Genomic DNA, 18979 nt, shown 5'->3' on the forward strand with positions numbered 1-18979 from the left:
GGATGCGTGCCAAAGACGAAAAAGGCGAAGTCCGACAAATCCTCCAAGGGATCGAAGGATTCTCCGCAGGCGAAGACGTCCCCCGCCAAGAAGGCCCCGAAGGTGAGCGACGAGAAGGGGCTCGATTTCGCGCGCGCATGGGTGGAGTTTCCGGATCCGGCCGACGACGATCAGGTCTTCCGCTGTGATCTGACCTGGCTGACCTCGCGCTGGAACTGCATCTTCGGAAGCGGCTGCCAGGGCATCCAGGCGGGCCGTGCGGACGACGGCTGCTGCACGCTGGGCGCGCACTTCTCGGACGAGGACGACGAGAAGCGGGTGGCCGAACACGTGGCACGGCTGACGCCGGAGATCTGGCAGAACCATGACGTGGGCAAGGAGACCGGCTGGGTCTCGGTGGACGACGAGGGGTCCCGCCAGACCCGCCCCTACCAGGGCTCGTGCATCTTCCAGAACCGGCCCGGGTTCGCGGGCGGTGCGGGCTGCTCGCTGCACATCCTGGCGCTGCGCGAGGGCCGCGAGCCGCTGGAGACCAAGCCGGACGTGTGCTGGCAGCTGCCGATCCGGCGGACCTACGACTGGATCGACCGGCCGGACGACACGCGGGTGCTGCAGGTCTCCATCGGTGAGTACGACCGCCGCGGCTGGGGCCCGGGCGGCCATGATCTGCACTGGTGGTGCACGTCGGCGACGTCGGCGCACGGCGCGGGCGACCCGGTGTACGTCTCGTACCGGGCCGAGCTGACCGAGCTGATGGGCAAGGCGGGGTATGACCGCCTGGTCGAGCTGTGCGAGCAGCGTCTGGCGTCGCAGCTGCCGCTGGTGGCGCCGCATCCCGCTGATCCGGTGGAGTGAACGGAGCGGGGGCCTCGCCCCGCGCGTGCGGGGGTCGCCCCGTGCGCTGCGGGGTGGGCTCGTCCCCCTCCGTGATGGGCCGAGGCCTACTAGGACGGGCTCGGGGTGACGCTCCCGGCGGGCGGCGGGGTCGAGGCCGGGGGGTCCTGGGAGGGTGGCGGATTCGTGGTCGGCGGGGCCGTGGGCGTCGGGTCGCCGGGCGTGGGTCCGGGGGCCGTCGTGGGCGGAGCGCTCGGCGTGGGAGCGGAGGGGCCGGTGTGCACCGGGGTGGGACGCGGGTCGGGCGAGGCCGCCGTCCCGTAGCCGTCGATCGTGACCACGGCGCCCGCGGGTGCCACCGTCACGCGCGCGTGCCAGGGGCCGGCCGGTTCGCGCAGGGGGTCCACGTACACCCGGACCGTGGTCGACGCGCCCGGGGCGAGCCTTCCGGACGCCTGGCTGAGGGAGAGCCAGGCGGCGCCGGTGGACGCCGACCAGGAGACCGGCGCGCTGCCCGACGCGGTCAGCGTGATGAGGGTCGTGGTGCCGTCGCCCGTGGCCGTCACCGTGAGGTGGCCCGCTTCCCGGGCGCCGGTCCGCACCCCGATGACCTCGACGGACACATCGGGCGAGCGGCCGTCCTTGCCGAAGCCGGCGCCGGGTCTCGTACGCGCGTTGCCCGCGTTCTCGTAGCCGTCCGAGCCCTCGCCGCCGATCACGGCGGAGTCGTGCAGCTCGCGCGCGGTGACCGTGCGGCCGTCGGTGCCCTCGCCGGTGAGGGGCGCGCCGCGGTTGGCCGCCCACAGCGCGATGACGGGGGCCGCGACCACGGCAGCGACGACGGTCGTCGTGACGGCACGCGCGCGGAGGCGGTCGCGGCGCGCCGCGTGGTCCTTGGGGTCCGTGGGGAAACCGCGCCGGTCGAAGCGGGGCGCGCCGCCACGCGCGCGGGGGACGTGCGTCATAGCGGCGTGCAGGTCCGCGCGCGGAGCCTCCAGTACGGGGAGCGCGGCGGGGGTGACGCTGGTGCCCGGCCAGGCGCCGGCGACCGCCCGCTCGGCGGTACGGCGGCAGCGCGGACAGTCGTCGACGTGCCGGACGAGCTCGCGGCGCAGGGTGGCGCTCAGCACGAACTGGTGGTCGTCGGTCAGCCGGGCGACGCTCGGGCAGGAGCCGGTCTCGACGACCGCGAGCGCGGCGCGGGTGCGCTCGACCTCGCAGGCGGCGGAGGCGAGGAGTTCCCGTGCGGCCGCCAGGTCCATGCCGAGGACGGCGGCGACCTCCCGGGCGGTGAGCTGGTGGCGCACGGCGAGTTCCAGCGCCTCCCGCTGCTCGGGCGTCGTACCGGCGGCCTCGGGCCAGGCGAGCTGGGCGAGTTCCTGTCTGCGCTGCTGCCGGATCTCCTCGGGGACGGCTCCCTCGGGGGCGGAGGCCCCGGCGATCGCCTCGGCGGCGCGCCGGTCGTCGGCCTCCCGGTACGCGCGCGTGCCGCGGTCGCGCCCCGCGGCGTGACCGGCCTGGCGGCTCCGCCGGGCCTCGGCGAGCCGGCGCAGACAGGACCAGCGGGCCAGCGCGTACAGCCAGGCGCGGCAGTCGTCGGGGGTGTCCGGGGCCCGGGCGCCGCGCCGCTCGGCGAGCGCGAGGGCGTCTCCCAGGGCGGCCGTCGCCGTGTCGTGGTCGCACAACACGGACAGGCAGTAGGTGAACAGGCCGTCGAGGTAGGGCTCGTACCGCGCGGGAGGGCGCTCTGCCGTGGTGCGGGCGCCCGCGCCTCGAGGCACGCTCCCCCGCCTGCGAGCGTCTTTGCGCGCCGGGCGTGCGCCTGCGGCGTGCGTGGAAGTCTCCGGCCTGCTGCTCATCACCTTGGCGACCGTAGGCGCCGACAGGCTGCACCTTCTTCCACCTTGAGCACTTTTACTCCGTACGGGTGAAACGATCCCTCAAAACGGGCCACCAGGAGCGGGTGCGGCGGGCCCGGCGTGCGCCGGCGCTCCGACCGCGCGCAGGCCCGGGGCGCCCCACCCCCCGCATGCGCGCCGCGGGCGCCCGGCGCCAGGGGCCGGTGGCGGCGAGGGGGCTGCACGGTCACGAGCCCGGCGTCATGGGCCGCGGCCCCCGGTGTCAGTGGGTCCCGCTACGGTTTCATCCATGGCTGCCCGTACGAAGACCACCAAGGACCGGCCGTCCTACCGCTGCACCGAGTGCGGCTGGCAGACGGCCAAGTGGCTCGGCCGCTGCGCCGAGTGCCAGGCGTGGGGCACGATCGAGGAGTACGGCGCACCCGCGGTGCGGACGACGACACCGGGCCGCGTGACCACCTCCGCCGTCCCCATCGGCCAGGTCGACGGACGGCAGGCCACCGCCCGGTCCACCGGCGTGCCCGAGCTGGACCGCGTCCTCGGCGGCGGACTCGTGCCGGGCGCGGTCGTGCTGCTGGCCGGCGAACCCGGCGTCGGCAAGTCCACGCTGCTGCTGGACGTCGCGGCGAAGGCGGCGAGCGACGAGCACCGCACGCTGTATGTGACGGGCGAGGAGTCGGCGAGTCAGGTGCGGCTGCGCGCCGACCGCATCGGGGCCATCGACGACCACCTCTACCTGGCGGCGGAGACCGATCTCTCCGCCGTGCTCGGCCACTTGGACGCGGTGAAGCCGTCACTGCTCATCCTGGACTCCGTGCAGACCGTCGCCTCCCCCGAGATCGACGGCGCGCCCGGCGGCATGGCCCAGGTCCGGGAGGTCGCCGGGGCCCTCATCCGCGTCTCCAAGGAGCGCGGCATGTCCTCCCTGCTCGTCGGCCACGTCACCAAGGACGGCGCGATCGCGGGCCCGCGCCTGCTCGAACACCTGGTGGACGTCGTTCTGCACTTCGAGGGCGACCGGCACGCCCGGCTGCGTCTCGTACGGGGCGTCAAGAACCGGTACGGCGCGACCGACGAGGTCGGCTGCTTCGAGCTGCACGACGAGGGGATCACCGGTCTGGCCGACCCGAGCGGTCTGTTCCTGACCCGCCGCGACGAGCCGGTCCCCGGCACCTGTCTGACCGTCACCCTGGAGGGCCGCCGGCCCCTCGTCGCCGAGGTGCAGGCCCTGACGGTCGACTCGCAGATCCCTTCCCCGCGGCGTACGACGTCCGGCCTGGAGACCTCCCGCGTCTCGATGATGCTCGCCGTGCTGGAGCAGCGCGGCCGGATCAGCGCCCTCGGCAAGCGGGACATCTACTCCGCGACGGTCGGCGGGGTGAAGCTCTCCGAGCCGGCCGCGGACCTGGCGGTCGCGCTGGCGCTGGCGAGCGCCGCGAGCGACACCCCGCTGCCCAAGAATCTGGTGGCGATCGGCGAAGTGGGCCTCGCGGGCGAGGTAAGGCGCGTCACAGGGGTCCAGCGCCGGCTGTCCGAGGCCCATCGTCTGGGCTTCACACACGCGCTCGTTCCGGGCGATCCGGGCAAGATCCCGCCCGGGATGAAGGTGCTGGAAGTGGCGGACATAGGGGATGCTCTGCGGGTCCTTCCGCGCTCCCGTCGGCGAGAGGCCCCACGGGACGAGGAGGACCGCCGGTAGACTTTGCCCTGGTCTCGCCCGTCCGTACGAACCGAGAGTGCGACACGGGAGCGCCAGAAGTACCTGCGACCGGAGGAGTGCAGTGGCAGCCAACGACCGGGCGGCAGCTCCCGGAAAGTCCGGCGGGAGTTCCCGTGCCGACGGCCTGATGCGCGCCTCTCTGAGCGCCGTGGCTCCCGGCACGGCCCTGCGCGACGGTCTCGAGCGCGTGCTCCGCGGCAACACCGGCGGCCTCATCGTGCTCGGCTCCGACAAGACCGTCGAGACCATGTGCACGGGTGGCTTCGTGCTGGACGTGGAGTTCACGGCCACCCGGCTGCGGGAGCTGTGCAAGCTGGACGGCGCCCTGGTGCTCTCCTCGGACCTGTCGAAGATCCTCAGGGCGGGCGTGCAGCTGGTGCCCGACCCGACGATCCCGACGGAGGAGACGGGCACGCGCCACCGCACGGCGGACCGGGTGAGCAAGCAGGTCGGCTTCCCCGTGGTCTCGGTCTCCCAGTCGATGCGCCTGATCGCGCTGTACGTCGACGGGCAGCGCCGGGTGCTGGAGGACTCGGCGGCCATCCTGTCCCGCGCCAACCAGGCCCTGGCCACCCTGGAGCGGTACAAGCTCCGCCTGGACGAGGTGGCCGGCACGCTGTCCGCGCTGGAGATCGAGGACCTGGTGACGGTCCGGGACGTCTCGGCGGTGTCGCAGCGGCTGGAGATGGTCCGCCGTATCGCGACCGAGATCGCGGAGTACGTCGTGGAGCTGGGCACGGACGGCCGGCTGCTCGCCCTCCAGCTGGACGAGTTGATCGCCGGGGTGGAGCCCGAGCGGGAGCTGGTGGTGCGCGACTACGTGCCCGAGCCGACCGCGAAGCGCTCCCGCACCGTCGAGGAGGCGCTGTCCGAGCTGGACGCGCTGTCCCACGCCGAGCTTCTCGAACTGCCCACGGTGGCCCGCGCCCTGGGTTACACCGGCTCCCCCGAGGCACTCGACTCGGCGGTGTCCCCGCGCGGTTTCCGGCTGCTGGCGAAGGTCCCGCGGCTGCCCGGCGCGATCATCGACCGCCTGGTGGACCACTTCGGGGGCCTGCAGAAGCTGCTCGCGGCGAGCGTCGACGACCTCCAGACGGTGGACGGCGTCGGCGAGGCCCGGGCGCGCAGCGTCCGCGAGGGCCTGTCGCGACTGGCGGAGTCCTCGATCCTGGAGCGGTACGTCTAGTGCTGCGACCGGAAAGGTTCGCCGACTCGCGACGCCCGGCAAACCTTCCCGGCCACAGCACTGGCCTTCGGCGCCCCTGAGAGCCGGGCGGGGCCCGCCGGAAAACGGGTGGAGCGGCTTCGCTGCCGCCTCTACGTTCGGAGGATGACTACCCGAACGTTCCGCATCACCGTCCGCGGCGTCTTCGACGGGCTCGACGACGGGCAACGGACCGGACTCCTGGCACACGCCGCCGAGCACGACGTGCTGCACGCCGCCTTCACCCCCGAGGGCCATCTCAGCTACGACGTCGCGGCCCGCCCCGCCTTCACCTTCCGCTTCCTCGACTCGGGCGAGGCCGAGGAGGACATCCTGGAGGCGACGGAGCGCGCGGAGACCGCCGCCAGGGCCTGGCTCACCGAGCGCGGCTACGGCTACAAGAACCTCCGCTCCAGCGCCGAGGACCTCTCGCAGGCCCCTCTGGGCAAGCGCCGGCGCCAGGCTCTCAACCGGTCGTCCTCCTGACCGGTCCCCGCATCAGTCCTTGGAGAGCACGAAGGACGTCTGGGCCTTCGGGAAACCGGGGGCCTTCGCCTCGACCAGATAGGTGCCCGCGGGCACCGAACCCGCAGGAGGCGTGGCGCAGTTCGGCGCGCTCTGCTTGCGGTCCCACTTCACCGTGTAGGCGACATGGGCGTTCGCGGGCACACGGAACAGCACGCTTCCCGAGCCGCCCGGACAGTCGGCCGAGGACCACACGTCCTTGTCGCTGCCGGTCTGAGTGACCGTCAGCACGGCGCTCTTGGGGCCCAGATCGATCTTGCAGTCGCTGCCGGAGGAGTTCTTGGCGTCCAGTTCGAACGCCGGGGTGTCCCCGGGCTCGTAGGTGTTGTGGACACTCCGCAGTGTCAACTGGACAGAGGCCGGGGAGCAGTTGGGCAGGGACGACCCGGTACCGGCCGACAACTGGCCCGCGACGGCACCGCCGTTGCCGCTGCCGTCCGATCCCCCGGACCCCGCGTCCGAACCGCCCGAGCCGTCGGATCCCGACGATCCGGACGAACCCGCAGAGCCCGAACCGTCTCCGCCGCCCGACTCGTCCCGCCCGCCCGGGTGTTGGCTGATCGCCGGCCCGGTGCCCGACGGGCCCGGAGTGATGGACGACGTGGGGTGCTTGCCGTTCGAGCCGTCCGCCTTGTTCTTGCCACCGCCGCCACCGGCCGTGACCACCCAGGCGATCAGCAGCGCCAACAGGGCTAGCACAGACAGCATTACGGCCCTCCGACGCCAGTAGATGGAGGAGGGAAGCGGCCCGACCGGATTGCGCAGAGATCCCACGGCGAAAACTGTACGAGAGATCGGAGCCGGGCCTCGCCCCACCCGCCGCCCCGGCATCAACTTTTCCGGATCATCATCCCGCGCGTCCTCCGCCGAACGGGGCCGAGGCACACAGAACGGCACCGGGCGACGCGCCGGTCCCCCGAAGCGACCTCACGGCCCGCGATCCGGTCATCGCGCCCCCCACCGCGGCTCCGCTCACCGCGCCCCTCCTCGCGCCCCACCCACCGCACTCCGCACTCCGCGCCCCTTCTCGCCCCGTCCGCCCGCCGGGGCCCGGGCATACCGACACAACATCCTCACCGGGGCCGATCCCCCACCCCACCGCCCCTCACGTGGCAGGATCGAAAGCGTCATGACTGCACCCACCACCCCCACCCCCGTGCCCCTTCCCGCCCCCGAACCCGCCCAGAGCGACGACCTCACGGGCAGGGCCCCCGGCAGGGCTCTGCACGCCCCGGTCATCGCCTGGTTCAACGAGCACGCTCGCGATCTCCCCTGGCGGCGCCCCGAGGCCGGGCCGTGGGGCGTGATGGTCAGTGAGTTCATGCTGCAGCAGACGCCGGTCAACCGCGTTCTGCCCGTCTACGAGCAGTGGCTCGCCCGCTGGCCCCGCCCCGCCGGCCTCGCCAAGGAACCCCCCGGTGAGGCCGTCCGCGCCTGGGGCCGCCTCGGCTACCCGCGCCGCGCCCTGCGTCTGCACGGCGCCGCCGTCGCCATAACCGAACGGCACGGCGGCGACGTACCCACCGATCACGCCCAGCTGCTCGCCCTGCCCGGCATCGGCGAGTACACGGCCGCGGCCGTCGCGTCCTTCGCCTACGGCCAGCGGCACCCGGTCCTCGACACCAATGTGCGGCGCGTTCTGGCCCGCGCGGTCACCGGGGTGCAGTACCCGCCCAACGCCACCACCGCCGCGGAACGCAAGCTCGCCCGCGCGCTGCTGCCCGAGGACGAGCACACGGCGTCCCGCTGGGCCGCGGCCTCCATGGAGCTGGGCGCGCTGATCTGCACCGCGAAGAACGAGACGTGCCAGCGCTGCCCGATCGCCGCGCAGTGCGCCTGGCAGCTGGCCGGGAAGCCGGAGCACGACGGCCCGCCGCGCCGCGGTCAGACGTACGCCGGGACGGACCGTCAGGTGCGCGGCCGGCTGCTGGCCGTCCTGCGGGAAGCCGTGGGCCCGGTCCCCCAGTCGGTCCTGGACCGGGTGTGGGACGAGCCGGTGCAGCGCGCCCGCGCCCTGGACGGGCTGGTCTCCGACGGCCTGGTGGAGCCCCTCCCCGGCGGCCTCTACCGCCTTCCGCTCACCTAGCTGTGACCCAGCAGGCGCACTAGCACCACGCCCGGGCGCGCGTTCCCCATACCCGCGCCCGGGCGCGGGATTCACATCGCCACGCCGGGGCGCGCGGTCCACCGGCCCTGCCCCGGGCGCACCTCCGCCCGGTCGTTCGCACAGCCGTCGGCCGGCTCACAGCCCGTCCGCTCACAGCTGTTACCTCGTCACGTCACAGACTTCGCGATCCAGTATCCGGACAAATCGCCCCATATTCCCCCCAACTGCCGCTCTCCCTTACCCCGTTCCTCTGCCTGTTACACAACCGACGGACAGCCGAGCGCTCTCCGCAGGCTGGCTCGGACAACGCCGTGACAACCCGTCCGTAACTTCATATGCGTGCCGGGGATCGCCCGGCACCGGAGCCGGGAACGGCTCACACGGACTTTTGCGGTACCGGCACCCGGCTGAGGAACGCAGCCGGCGGACGGGTCGGAAAAACGGGGAACGGAGGCGGTTGGAATGGCGCACGGCGAGGTGCTCGAATTCGAAGAGTACGTACGCACCCGGCAGGACGCGCTGCTGCGCAGCGCCCGTCGACTGGTGCCCGACCCGACCGACGCCCAGGACCTGCTGCAGACCGCTCTGGTGCGCACGTACGGCCGCTGGGACGGGATCGCCGACAAGCGCCTGGCGGACGCCTATCTGCGCCGCGTGATGATCAACACGCGCACCGAGTGGTGGCGGGCCCGCAAGCTGGAGGAGGTCCCCACCGAGCAGTTGCCGGACGCCTGCGTCGAGGACTCCACCGAGCAGCACGCCGACCGGGCCCTGCTGATGGATGTCCTGAAGGTGCTCGCTCCGAAGCAGCGCAGTGTCGTGGTGCTGCGACACTGGGAGCAGATGTCCACGGAGGAGACGGCCGCCGCCCTCGGCATGTCGGCCGGTACGGTCAAGAGCACGCTGCACCGGGCGCTCGCCCGGCTCCGAGAGGAGCTGGAGGCCCGCGACCTGGACGCACGCGCGCTGGAGCGTGAGGAGCGGGAGCGTTGCGCGGCCTAGGCACAGGGGCCATACGGCCCAGGGGAGTCCTCAAGGCGGCGATGGCGGCTGTGGTCGCCGTCGCCGCCCTCGGGCTTTTCGTCTCTGCCTGTGCCACCGGTGGCACAGGTGCACGGGACGAGGGTCCGGCGGGTCATGACCCGGTGGTCGCGGGCGCCGCCACGCCCTCCACCTCACCGACCAAGAAGGAGCCCACGCGGCAGGACGTGGTCAACATGGTCAAGGACGATCCGAAGGTCGCGAAGGCGGTCAAGGACGATCTGAAACCATGTGTGGCCGATGAGTATCCTGTCGACGTCTCGTACGGCGACGTCACCGGCGGCACCGCGAACGACATCGTCGTGAACGTGATGACGTGCAGCGACGCCGTCGGCCTCGGCTCGTACGTGTACCGCATGGAGAATCACAAGTACGAGAATGTGTTCCGGGCCGAGGAGCCTCCGGTCTACGCGGAGATAGACCGCGGTGACCTGGTGGTGACCCAGCAGATGTACGAGAAGGGCGACCCGGTGTCGTATCCCTCCAGCGAGGAAGTGATCACCTACCGCTGGACGGCGAGCCACTTCGCCGTGGTGTCCAGTACGCGCAACGTGTACAGCAACGCGGTGGGCAGCGGCGGCAAGTCCGCCCCGGCAGGGAACTGAGAGAGCGGATGGCAGAGCAGACCCACGTCCTGTTCGTCGAGGACGACGATGTGATCCGCGAGGCCACCCAGCTCGCCCTGGAGCGGGACGGCTTCGCGGTCACCGCCATGCCCGACGGTCTGTCGGGCCTGGAGGCGTTCCGCGCCCGTCGCCCCGACATCGCCCTGCTGGACGTGATGCTCCCCGGACTGGACGGCGTCAGTCTGTGCCGCCGTATCCGTGACGAGTCGACCGTCCCGGTGATCATGGTGTCGGCGCGCGCCGACTCGATCGACGTGGTGCTCGGCCTGGAGGCGGGCGCCGACGACTATGTGACCAAGCCGTTCGACGGCGCCGTGCTGGTCGCGCGGATCCGCGCGGTGCTGCGCCGCTTCGGGCACGCGGGCGGCCCCGACCGCGGCACCGAGGACTCCTCGTCCATGAGCGGCGGCATCCTCACCTTCGGCGAACTGGAGGTCGACACCGAGGGCATGGAGGTACGGCGCTCCGGACAGCCGGTGGCGCTCACACCGACCGAGATGCGGCTGCTGCTGGAGTTCTCGTCGGCACCGGGCACGGTGCTGTCGCGCGACAAGCTGCTGGAGCGGGTGTGGGACTACGGCTGGGGCGGTGACACCCGTGTCGTCGACGTCCATGTGCAGCGACTACGCACGAAGATCGGCCAGGACCGGATCGAGACGGTCCGCGGCTTCGGCTACAAGTTGAAGGCTTGAGCGGGGGCATGCGGGGACTTCTCGGACGCCTGATCCCGGACGACCCGGCCATCCGGACGGGCCTCAGATGGAAACTCAGCGCGGCGATCGCCCTGGTCGGCGCGCTGGTCGCGATCGCACTGAGCCTGGTCGTGCACAACGCGGCGCGGGTGTCGATGCTGGACAACTCACGCGACCTCGCCATCGAGCGGATCCAGGTGGCCCAGCGGATGTACGAGTCCGGGCGCACCCAGACCTTCGGTGTCAAGGTCGACGACCCGGCCATCCCCCGGGATCTGATGCAGAAGGTCCTGGACGGCCGGCGGGCCACCTATGTCTCCGCGGGCGCGCACGGCGTGCCGGACATCTGGGCGGCCGTACCGCTCAAGGACGGTCGGGTGCTGTCCCTGCACACCCGTTTCACCGACCGCAGCGCCAGTGTGATGCAGGACCTCGACCAGGCCCTGATCATCGGTTCGATCGCCGTGGTCTTCGGCGGCTCGGCGCTCGGCGTGCTGATCGGCGGGCAGCTGTCGCGGCGCCTGCGCAAGGCGGCGGCCGCGGCGAACCGGGTCGCCGCGGGCGAGACCGACGTCCGCGTGCGGAAGGCGATCGGCGGTGTCGTGCGCGACGAGACCGACGACCTGGCACGCGCGGTGGACGCGATGGCGGACGCGCTGGGGCAGCGGCTGGAGGCCGAGCGCCGGGTGACCGCGGACATCGCGCACGAGCTGCGCACGCCAGTCACCGGCCTGCTCACGGCGGCGGAGCTGCTCCCGCCCGGGCGGCCCACGGAACTGGTGCGGGACCGTGCGCAGGCCCTGCGCACACTGGTGGAGGACGTCCTGGAGGTCGCCCGGCTGGACGGCGCCTCCGAGCGGGCGGAGCTCCAGGACATCATGCTCGGCGAGTTCATCACCCGCCGGGTGGCCGCGAAGGACCCCGATATCGAGGTCCGGGTGATCCATGAGTCGGAGGTCACCACCGATCCGCGCCGCCTGGAGCGCGTGCTGTTCAATCTGCTGGCGAACGCGGCCCGGCACGGCAAGCCGCCGATCGAGGTGTCGGTCGAGGGCCGGGTGATCCGCGTACGGGACCACGGGCCCGGCTTCCCGGAGGAGCTGCTGGCCGACGGTCCGAGCCGCTTCCGTACGGGCAGCTCGGATCGCTCGGGGCAGGGCCACGGCCTGGGCCTCACGATCGCGGCGGGCCAGGCGCGGGTGCTCGGGGCGCGCCTGACGTTCCGCAACGTGCGGCCGGCCGGCACGCCGGAGCACATGCCGGCCGAGGGGGCGGTGGCGGTGCTGTGGCTGCCGGAGCACGCGCCGACGAAGACGGGGAGCTTCCCGATACTGCCGCTGTCCGGCGGCTGAACCGCCCGCCCGGCCACCGGGTCTAGTGAGCCCACTCCTGGTCGAGGTCGAGGCCGCCCTCCCGGCGCTGGGTGAAGGAGAACCAGTTGCCGGAGTCGTCGCGGAAGAGCGCCTCGGTGCCGTAGGGGCGCTCCTGCGGTTCCTGGAGGAACTCCACGCCGCGCTCCTTGAGCTTCTTGTAGTCCCCGTGGATGTCGTCGGTGGCCAGCACTCCGGCGCCGAGGGCGCCCTTGGCGATGAGCGTCCGCATCATCTCGGCGGACTCGGGGTCCATCGCGGGCGAGCCCGGCACCATGAGCGTCAGCTCCACGTCCGGCTGGTCCGGCGCGCCGACGGTCAGCCAGCGCATGCCGCCGTCGCCCATGGTCATGTCCGTACGGACCTCGAGGCCGAGCTTCTGGGTGTAGAACTCCTTGGCCCGGTCCTGGTCGAGGACCCAGACGGTGGTGATGGCGAGTCCCTTGATCATGTCGTTCTCCCGGGGGATGCGAGGTGCTGTTGCGTTGCCACCGTAGGCAGCGCGCAGGTCAGTCCGCTTCTCCGGAATTGCGCTCCCGGTCCGCGGTCCCCGGGCGGAAGCCGCCGGCCCAGAGCATGGCGTAGCAGCCGGGTATGAGCGCGGCGCCGCGGCCCACGTGCTTGGTGCGGTACTCGCTGGGGGTGAGGCCGGTCCAGGTCTTGAACCGGGCGGAGAACGTGCCGACGCTGCTGAAGCCCACCAGGTGGCAGATCTCGGTCACGGTCAGATTCGCCGTCCGCAGCATCTCCTCGGCCCGCTCGATCCGGCGATGCGTCAGATACTGGCCGGGGGTCTCGCCGTAGGCGGCCTTGAAGGCGCGGATGAAGTGATACCTCGAGTACCCGGCGTGTGCGGCCACGGCGCCGAGATCGAGCCCGGAGTCGGCCCAGTCCCGGTCCATCGCGTCCTTGGCGAGCCTCAGCTGCCGCATCTTGTCCACAGTTCGATGCTGCCACGGGGCACTGACAGCGCACGACGCACAAAAACAGCGAGCGCGACGACGAGGGCTCCCGGGGCCTTGTTCACGGGACGGCGAAGGCCCCCGGAGCGGTCGGGCTCCAGGGACCTTCGAAGGGCCGGGGGAGGTGCGTCAGACGGCCTCTGCCACCGTCGCCTGCATCTCCGCGGCGTCCCCAGCCGCGTCCCCGGCCTGCTTGTCCGGTCCGGCGCCGCGCAGCGGGACCTCCTTCACGAAGACCGCGGCCGCCAGCGCGCCCACGGCCACCACCGAGCCCAGCAGGAAGGCCGAGTGCGTGCCCGCCGAGACCGCGTACTGGTACGCCTCCCGGGCCGCAGCCGGCAGCTTCTCCAGGCTCTTGGCGTCCAGCTGGGCGGACTGCTCGGTGATCTTCGAACCAAGGGCGCCGGCCCGCTTGGTCATCTCGTCCTGCACCCGGTTGTTGAACAGCGCGCCCATGATCGCGACACCGAAGGAGGAGCCGAGCGTACGGAACAGGGTGGTGGACGAGGACGCGACGCCCATGTCCTTCATCTCGACGCTGTTCTGCGCCACCAGCATGGTGATCTGCATCAGGCAGCCCATTCCGGCGCCCAGGACGGCCATGTACACGCCCGAGGTGAAGCGGGTCGTGCTGGTGTCCATCCGGGACAGGAGGTACAGGCCGGTGATCATCAGCACGCTGCCGACCAGCGGGAAGACCTTGTAACGACCGCTGTTGGTGGTGACGCGGCCCGCGATCATCGACACGACGAGCATCGCGCCGAGCATCGGCAGGAGCAGGAGTCCGGAGTTGGTCGCGGAGGCGCCCTGCACCGCCTGCTGGTACAGCGGCAGGAACAGCGTCGCGCCGAACATCACGAAACCGGTGATGAACCCGATCACCGACATCAGGGTGAAGTTGCGGCTGCGGAAGATGTGCGGCGGCACGACCGGCTCGGCGGCCTTGGTCTGCCAGAACACGAACCCGACGAGCGTGGCGACACCGATGCCGATCAGCTCCATGATCCGCGCGGAGGTCCAGGCGTACTGCGACCCGCCCCAGGTGGTCACCAGCACGATCGAGGTGATGCCCACCGTGAGCAGGGCGGCCCCGAGGTAGTCGATCCGGGACTTGGCGCGCTTCTTGGGCAGGTGCAGTACGGCGCTGATGGCGGTCAGGGCGACTATGCCGAGCGGCAGGTTGATGTAGAAGGACCAGCGCCAGCCCCAGTGGTCGGTGATCGTGCCGCCGACCAGGGGGCCGCCGATCATCGCGAGAGCCATGACGCCGGCCATCATGCCCTGGTACTTGCCGCGCTCCCGCGGCGGGATCAGGTCGCCGATGATGGCCATGACTCCGACCATGAGACCGCCGGCGCCGAGGCCCTGCACGGCGCGGAAGCCGATCAGCTGGCCCATGTTCTGCGCCATGCCGCTGAGCGCCGAACCGATCAGGAAGATCACGATCGAGCTCATGAAGGCGCCCTTGCGCCCGTACATGTCGCCGATCTTGCCCCACAGCGGAGTGGAGGCGGCGGTCGCGAGCGTGTACCCGGTCACCACCCAGGACAGATGCTGAAGCCCGCCGAGCTCACCCACGATCGTCGGCATCGCGGTGCCCACGATCATGTTGTCGAGCATCGCGAGCATCATGGTGATCATCAGCGCGAGCAGGACGACGCGTACGCTCCGTGGCTGCTTCTCGGTCTCGGGCGGTGCCGTGTTGTCCGCCATGCTCCCCAACTCCCCTAGGTCTTGCCTGCCGCCCGGCTACTTACTTGCCGCCCGGCTAGTTGACTACACTGAGGGAAGGTAGTCCCGGAACTAGCCGGGCGTCAAGTAAGTTTGGGGCCTGCCTGTCGGGCGGTAAGCAGGTATCCGAGGTCCGAGGAGTACGAGGATGGGCAGCACGACCATGGATGGCACCAAGCGGCAGCGGCGGGGGGACACCCACCAGCGGATCCAGGACGTGGCGCTCGAGCTCTTCGCCGAGCAGGGCTATGAGAAGACCTCGCTGCGGGAGATCGCGGAGCGCCTGGAGGTCACCAAGGCGGCTCTCTACTACCACTTCAAGACCAAAGAAGAGATCCTCGTCAGCATCTTCGAGGATCTGACCCGCCCGATGGACGAGCTGATCGAGTGGGGCAAGGCGCAGCCGCACACCCTGGAGACCAAGCGGGAGGTGCTGCGCCGCTACAGCGAGGCGCTGGTGGGCGCGGCCCCGCTGTTCCGCTTCATGCAGGAGAACCAGGCCACGATCCGCGAGCTGAGCATCGGCAACGAGTTCAAGGACCGGATGCTTCAGATGCGCGACATCATCCGGGACCCGGACACCTCACTGACCGACCAGGTCCGCTGCATCAGCGCGCTGTTCACCATGCACGCCGGGATGTTCGTCCTCCAGGAGGTCGACGGCGACGCGGAGGAGAAGCGCAAGGCGGTCCTGGAGGTCGCCATCGACCTGGTGACCCAGGCGCACGCCGGGCCTCAGGTGCCGTAGCGACGCGCTCCGGGCCGCCGTAGGGACATCCCAGGCGCCCGCCTGCCTCAGAGCACCACGCCCTTGGCGCGCAGGAAGGCGAGGGGGTTCACGGCGGACCCGTAGTGCGGGGTCCGGCGGATCTCGAAGTGCAGGTGGGGCCCGCTGGAGTTGCCGGTGCTGCCGGAGAGCCCGATGCGCTGGCCGGTGGCCACGCTCCGGCCGGGCCGTACATCGATCCGCGAGAGATGGGCGTACTGGGAGTACGTGCCGTCGGCGTGCCTCAGGATCACGGCGTTGCCGTACGCGGACCCGTCACCGGCCCCGTTGCCGCCCGCCTTGACGACCATGCCGGCGTGCACGGCGACGACCGGGGTGCCGCTCGGCACCGCGAAGTCCTGGCCGCTGTGCCCGGCCCGCCACATCCCGCCGGCCCGGCCGAAGCCCGCCGTCAGCCCGTACTGCCCGACCGGCCCGACCCAGGCGCCGGCGCCCGTCGCGGCGCTGTCGGCGGCGCCGGCGACCCCGGACCCCCGCAGGACCGAGACGCCCGCACCGGCGGCCAGCACGGCGACCCGACGGCGGAGCCGGGACCTACGGGACAGAGAGAGGGCGCGCAGCGGCATGGGGACCTCGCGAAGTCGGAGACTTGACCATTCTTTGGTGCAAGCTGTCCCGGGCACCCCCAAACCCCTGCACTACGACGATTCTTCGTACATACCGGGCGAGAATTCCACTCTCTTGACAGAAGGGGTGTCTATTAGGAAGTCGGGATGAAAGGGCCACATGGAGCGCCATTCGCGCGACGCGCCCTTCCCGCCCCCAAGAACCAAATGTCCTTTTTGTCGATAACGCTCTTCCGCTAGGTCCCGTAGTACGGCCCGCGCTCCTGTGTGCCATGTCACCGCCCGGGCCGCCCTGTGCCCCTCGGCGGAAAAGCCATTTCGGGTTCCCGGGGAAGCCGGGCCTTACGGAAAGACCGCAGCGAAAAAGGGGCTGCCCCGGGACCGAAGTCCCGGGGCAGCCCCTGGCGAAACCGCGGAGGTCACGCCTCCTTGCTCAGGTTCGGACCGCCACCGGCCGCCTGCTCGATCGGCGGAACGTCCGGCAGTGCCGACTTCTCCTCACCGCGGAAGGTGAAGGTCTGGTTCTCGCCCTCGCCCTCCGTGTCGACGACCACGATGTGGCCCGGACGCAGCTCACCGAAGAGGATCTTCTCGGAGAGCGTGTCCTCGATCTCGCGCTGGATCGTGCGGCGCAGCGGCCGGGCGCCCAGCACGGGGTCGTAGCCCTTCTTGGCCAGCAGCTCCTTGGCGGACTGGGCGAGCTCGATGCCCATGTCCCGGTCCTTGAGCCGCTCGTCGACCTTGCCGATCATCAGGTCGACGATCGCCAGGATGTCGGTCTGGGTCAGCTGCGGGAAGACGACCACGTCGTCGACGCGGTTGAGGAACTCAGGGCGGAAGTGCTGCTTGAGCTCGTCCGACACCTTGTTCTTCATGCGCTCGTAGTTGGTCTTCGTGTCGCCGGCGGCGGCGAAGCCCAGGTTGAAGCCCTTGGAGATGTCCCGGGTGCCGAGGTTGGTCGTCATGATGATGACCGTGTTCTTGAAGTCCACGACCCGGCCCTGGGAGTCGGTCAGACGACCGTCCTCCAGGATCTGCAGCAGCGAGTTGAAGATGTCCGGGTGGGCCTTCTCGACCTCGTCGAAGAGGACGACCGAGAACGGCTTGCGGCGCACCTTCTCCGTCAGCTGGCCGCCCTCCTCGTAGCCCACGTATCCGGGGGGCGAACCGAAGAGACGCGACACCGTGTGCTTCTCACTGAACTCCGACATGTCGAGGGAGATCAGCGCGTCCTCGTCGCCGAACAGGAACTCGGCGAGCGCCTTGGACAGCTCGGTCTTACCGACACCGGACGGGCCCGCGAAGATGAACGAACCACCCGGACGCTTCGGGTCCTTCAGGCCCGCACGCGTACGGCGGATCGCCTTCGAGAGCGCCTTGACGGCGTCCACCTGGCCGATGACCCGCTTGTGGAGCTCGTCCTCCATGCGGAGCAGCCGACTGGACTCCTCCTCGGTGAGCTTGAACACCGGGATGCCCGTGGCGGTGGCCAGGACCTCGGCGATCAGCTCGCCGTCGACCTCGGCGACGACATCCATGTCGCCGGCCTTCCACTCCTTCTCCCGCTTGGCCTTCGCGGCGAGCAGCTGCTTCTCCTTGTCGCGGAGAGACGCCGCCTTCTCGAAGTCCTGGGAGTCGATCGCGGACTCCTTGTCCCGGCGGACGGCCGCGATCTTCTCGTCGAACTCGCGCAGGTCCGGCGGCGCGGTCATCCGGCGGATGCGCATCCGGGAACCCGCCTCGTCGATCAGGTCGATCGCCTTGTCCGGCAGGAAGCGGTCCGAGATGTAGCGGTCGGCCAGGGTGGCGGCCTGGACCAGGGCCTCGTCCGTGATGGAGACGCGGTGGTGCGCCTCGTAACGGTCGCGCAGACCCTTGAGGATCTCGATGGTGTGCGGCAGGGACGGCTCCGCGACCTGGATGGGCTGGAAGCGGCGCTCCAGGGCCGCGTCCTTCTCCAGGTGCTTGCGGTACTCGTCGAGCGTGGTCGCGCCGATGGTCTGCAGCTCACCACGGGCCAGCATCGGCTTCAGAATGGAGGCCGCGTCGATGGCGCCCTCGGCGGCACCCGCACCGACCAGCGTGTGCAGCTCGTCGATGAACAGGATGATGTCGCCGCGGGTGCGGATCTCCTTGAGCACCTTCTTCAGGCGCTCCTCGAAGTCACCGCGGTAGCGGGAGCCGGCGACCAGCGCGCCCAGGTCGAGGGTGTAGAGGTGCTTGTCCTTGAGGGTCTCGGGCACCTCGCCCTTGACGATGGCCTGCGCCAGGCCCTCGACGACCGCCGTCTTGCCGACGCCGGGCTCGCCGATGAGGACCGGGTTGTTCTTGGTGCGGCGGGACAGCACCTGCATGACCCGCTCGATCTCCTTCTCGCGCCCGATGACCGGGTCGAGCTTGGACTCACGGGCGGCCTGGGTGAGGTTCCGGCCGAACTGGTCCAGGACGAGGGAGGTCGAGGGGGTGCCCTCGGCCGGGCCGCCGGCGGTGGCGGTCTCCTTGCCCTGGTAGCCCGACAGCAGCTGGATGACCTGCTGGCGGACACGGTTGAGGTCTGCGCCCAGCTTGACCAGGACCTGGGCGGCGACGCCCTCGCCCTCACGGATCAGGCCGAGCAGGATGTGCTCCGTGCCGATGTAGTTGTGACCCAGCTGAAGCGCCTCGCGGAGCGACAGCTCCAGGACCTTCTTGGCACGGGGAGTGAAGGGGATGTGGCCGGACGGGGCCTGCTGGCCCTGGCCGATGATCTCCTCCACCTGCTGGCGGACCGCCTCGAGCGAAATCCCGAGGCTCTCCAGGGCCTTAGCGGCGACACCCTCACCCTCGTGGATCAGGCCCAGGAGGATGTGCTCGGTGCCGATGTAGTTGTGGTTGAGCATCCGGGCTTCTTCCTGAGCCAGGACGACAACCCGCCGCGCGCGGTCGGTGAACCTCTCGAACATCGTTAATCGCTCC

17 protein-coding genes are annotated in these 18979 nt (G+C 71.0%); 10 read left to right on the plus strand and 7 right to left on the minus strand.

All coding sequences use genetic code 11. The annotated features are described in order from the left end of the window. Positions 1-6: 6 nt before the first annotated feature. Positions 7-855: a hypothetical protein gene (locus ACFYX0_RS14015; RefSeq protein WP_388970091.1), complete on the plus strand. Its 849-nt coding sequence runs from the start codon at positions 7-9 to the stop codon at positions 853-855. A gap of 89 nt (positions 856-944) precedes the next feature. On the opposite strand, the gene ACFYX0_RS14020 is transcribed toward ACFYX0_RS14015, so the two are convergent. Further along, positions 945-2696, minus strand: a complete 1752-nt coding sequence (locus ACFYX0_RS14020) for a hypothetical protein (protein WP_388970093.1) — start codon at positions 2694-2696, stop codon at positions 945-947. Between the two features lie 286 nt (positions 2697-2982). Here ACFYX0_RS14020 and radA point away from each other — a divergent pair, with 286 nt between their 5' ends. The 3 genes from radA (at position 2983) to ACFYX0_RS14035 (ending at position 6103) form a co-directional block, all read left to right on the plus strand. Beyond that, positions 2983-4392, plus strand: a complete 1410-nt coding sequence (gene radA / locus ACFYX0_RS14025; protein WP_388970095.1) for a DNA repair protein RadA — start codon at positions 2983-2985, stop codon at positions 4390-4392. Positions 4393-4474: 82 nt separating this feature from the next. Further along, the gene (disA, locus tag ACFYX0_RS14030; RefSeq protein WP_311694766.1) at positions 4475-5599 is read left to right on the plus strand and encodes a DNA integrity scanning diadenylate cyclase DisA; all 1125 of its coding nucleotides are present in this window, start codon (positions 4475-4477) and stop codon (positions 5597-5599) included. A gap of 144 nt (positions 5600-5743) precedes the next feature. After that, a complete protein-coding gene (locus tag ACFYX0_RS14035) occupies positions 5744-6103 on the plus strand; it encodes a DUF6204 family protein (RefSeq protein ID WP_388970097.1) in 360 nt (119 codons plus the stop codon). Positions 6104-6115: 12 nt separating this feature from the next. Here the strand turns inward: ACFYX0_RS14035 and ACFYX0_RS14040 are convergent, their stop codons facing one another. Next, on the minus strand, positions 6116-6916 hold the full coding sequence (locus ACFYX0_RS14040) for a hypothetical protein (protein ID WP_388970099.1): 801 nt from the start codon (positions 6914-6916) through the stop codon (positions 6116-6118). Positions 6917-7271: 355 nt separating this feature from the next. Here ACFYX0_RS14040 and ACFYX0_RS14045 point away from each other — a divergent pair, with 355 nt between their 5' ends. The 5 genes from ACFYX0_RS14045 (at position 7272) to cseC (ending at position 11960) form a co-directional block, all read left to right on the plus strand. Next, positions 7272-8228: an A/G-specific adenine glycosylase gene (locus ACFYX0_RS14045; RefSeq protein WP_388970101.1), complete on the plus strand. Its 957-nt coding sequence runs from the start codon at positions 7272-7274 to the stop codon at positions 8226-8228. 483 nt (positions 8229-8711) lie between these two features. Further along, on the plus strand, positions 8712-9251 hold the full coding sequence (locus ACFYX0_RS14050; RefSeq protein WP_311694770.1) for a SigE family RNA polymerase sigma factor: 540 nt from the start codon (positions 8712-8714) through the stop codon (positions 9249-9251). 41 nt (positions 9252-9292) lie between these two features. Then, positions 9293-9895, plus strand: coding sequence for a hypothetical protein (locus ACFYX0_RS14055; RefSeq protein WP_355912874.1), 603 nt, complete (start codon positions 9293-9295; stop codon positions 9893-9895). A gap of 8 nt (positions 9896-9903) precedes the next feature. Further along, positions 9904-10608 (plus strand): two-component system response regulator CseB, encoded by a 705-nt coding sequence (cseB, locus tag ACFYX0_RS14060; RefSeq protein WP_355912877.1) that lies wholly within the window; start codon positions 9904-9906, stop codon positions 10606-10608. Between the two features lie 8 nt (positions 10609-10616). Next, on the plus strand, positions 10617-11960 hold the full coding sequence (cseC, locus tag ACFYX0_RS14065) for a two-component system sensor histidine kinase CseC (RefSeq protein ID WP_388970103.1): 1344 nt from the start codon (positions 10617-10619) through the stop codon (positions 11958-11960). 22 nt (positions 11961-11982) lie between these two features. Here cseC and ACFYX0_RS14070 read toward each other — a convergent pair whose 3' ends face one another. The 3 genes from ACFYX0_RS14070 to ACFYX0_RS14080 all read right to left on the minus strand — a co-directional run bounded on the left by ACFYX0_RS14070 (position 11983) and on the right by ACFYX0_RS14080 (position 14653). Beyond that, positions 11983-12429 carry a VOC family protein gene (locus ACFYX0_RS14070; RefSeq protein WP_311694774.1) on the minus strand — a complete coding sequence of 149 codons (447 nt, stop codon included), beginning with the start codon at positions 12427-12429 and terminating at the stop codon, positions 11983-11985. 58 nt (positions 12430-12487) lie between these two features. Beyond that, a complete protein-coding gene (locus ACFYX0_RS14075) occupies positions 12488-12910 on the minus strand; it encodes a helix-turn-helix transcriptional regulator (RefSeq protein WP_388970296.1) in 423 nt (140 codons plus the stop codon). 159 nt (positions 12911-13069) lie between these two features. Then, the gene (locus ACFYX0_RS14080; protein WP_388970106.1) at positions 13070-14653 is read right to left on the minus strand and encodes an MDR family MFS transporter; all 1584 of its coding nucleotides are present in this window, start codon (positions 14651-14653) and stop codon (positions 13070-13072) included. Between the two features lie 181 nt (positions 14654-14834). Between ACFYX0_RS14080 and ACFYX0_RS14085 the strand changes: the two genes are divergently transcribed. Next, positions 14835-15419, plus strand: coding sequence for a TetR/AcrR family transcriptional regulator (locus ACFYX0_RS14085; RefSeq protein WP_388970298.1), 585 nt, complete (start codon positions 14835-14837; stop codon positions 15417-15419). 47 nt (positions 15420-15466) lie between these two features. Here ACFYX0_RS14085 and ACFYX0_RS14090 read toward each other — a convergent pair whose 3' ends face one another. Further along, on the minus strand, positions 15467-16024 hold the full coding sequence (locus ACFYX0_RS14090) for a M23 family metallopeptidase (protein WP_388970108.1): 558 nt from the start codon (positions 16022-16024) through the stop codon (positions 15467-15469). Positions 16025-16443: 419 nt separating this feature from the next. Then, on the minus strand, positions 16444-18966 hold the full coding sequence (locus tag ACFYX0_RS14095; RefSeq protein ID WP_355912893.1) for an ATP-dependent Clp protease ATP-binding subunit: 2523 nt from the start codon (positions 18964-18966) through the stop codon (positions 16444-16446). Positions 18967-18979 lie beyond the last annotated feature (13 nt).

The sequence above is a fragment of the Streptomyces sp. NPDC002573 genome (assembly GCF_042889625.1).
GTDB lineage: Bacteria > Actinomycetota > Actinomycetes > Streptomycetales > Streptomycetaceae > Streptomyces > Streptomyces gibsoniae.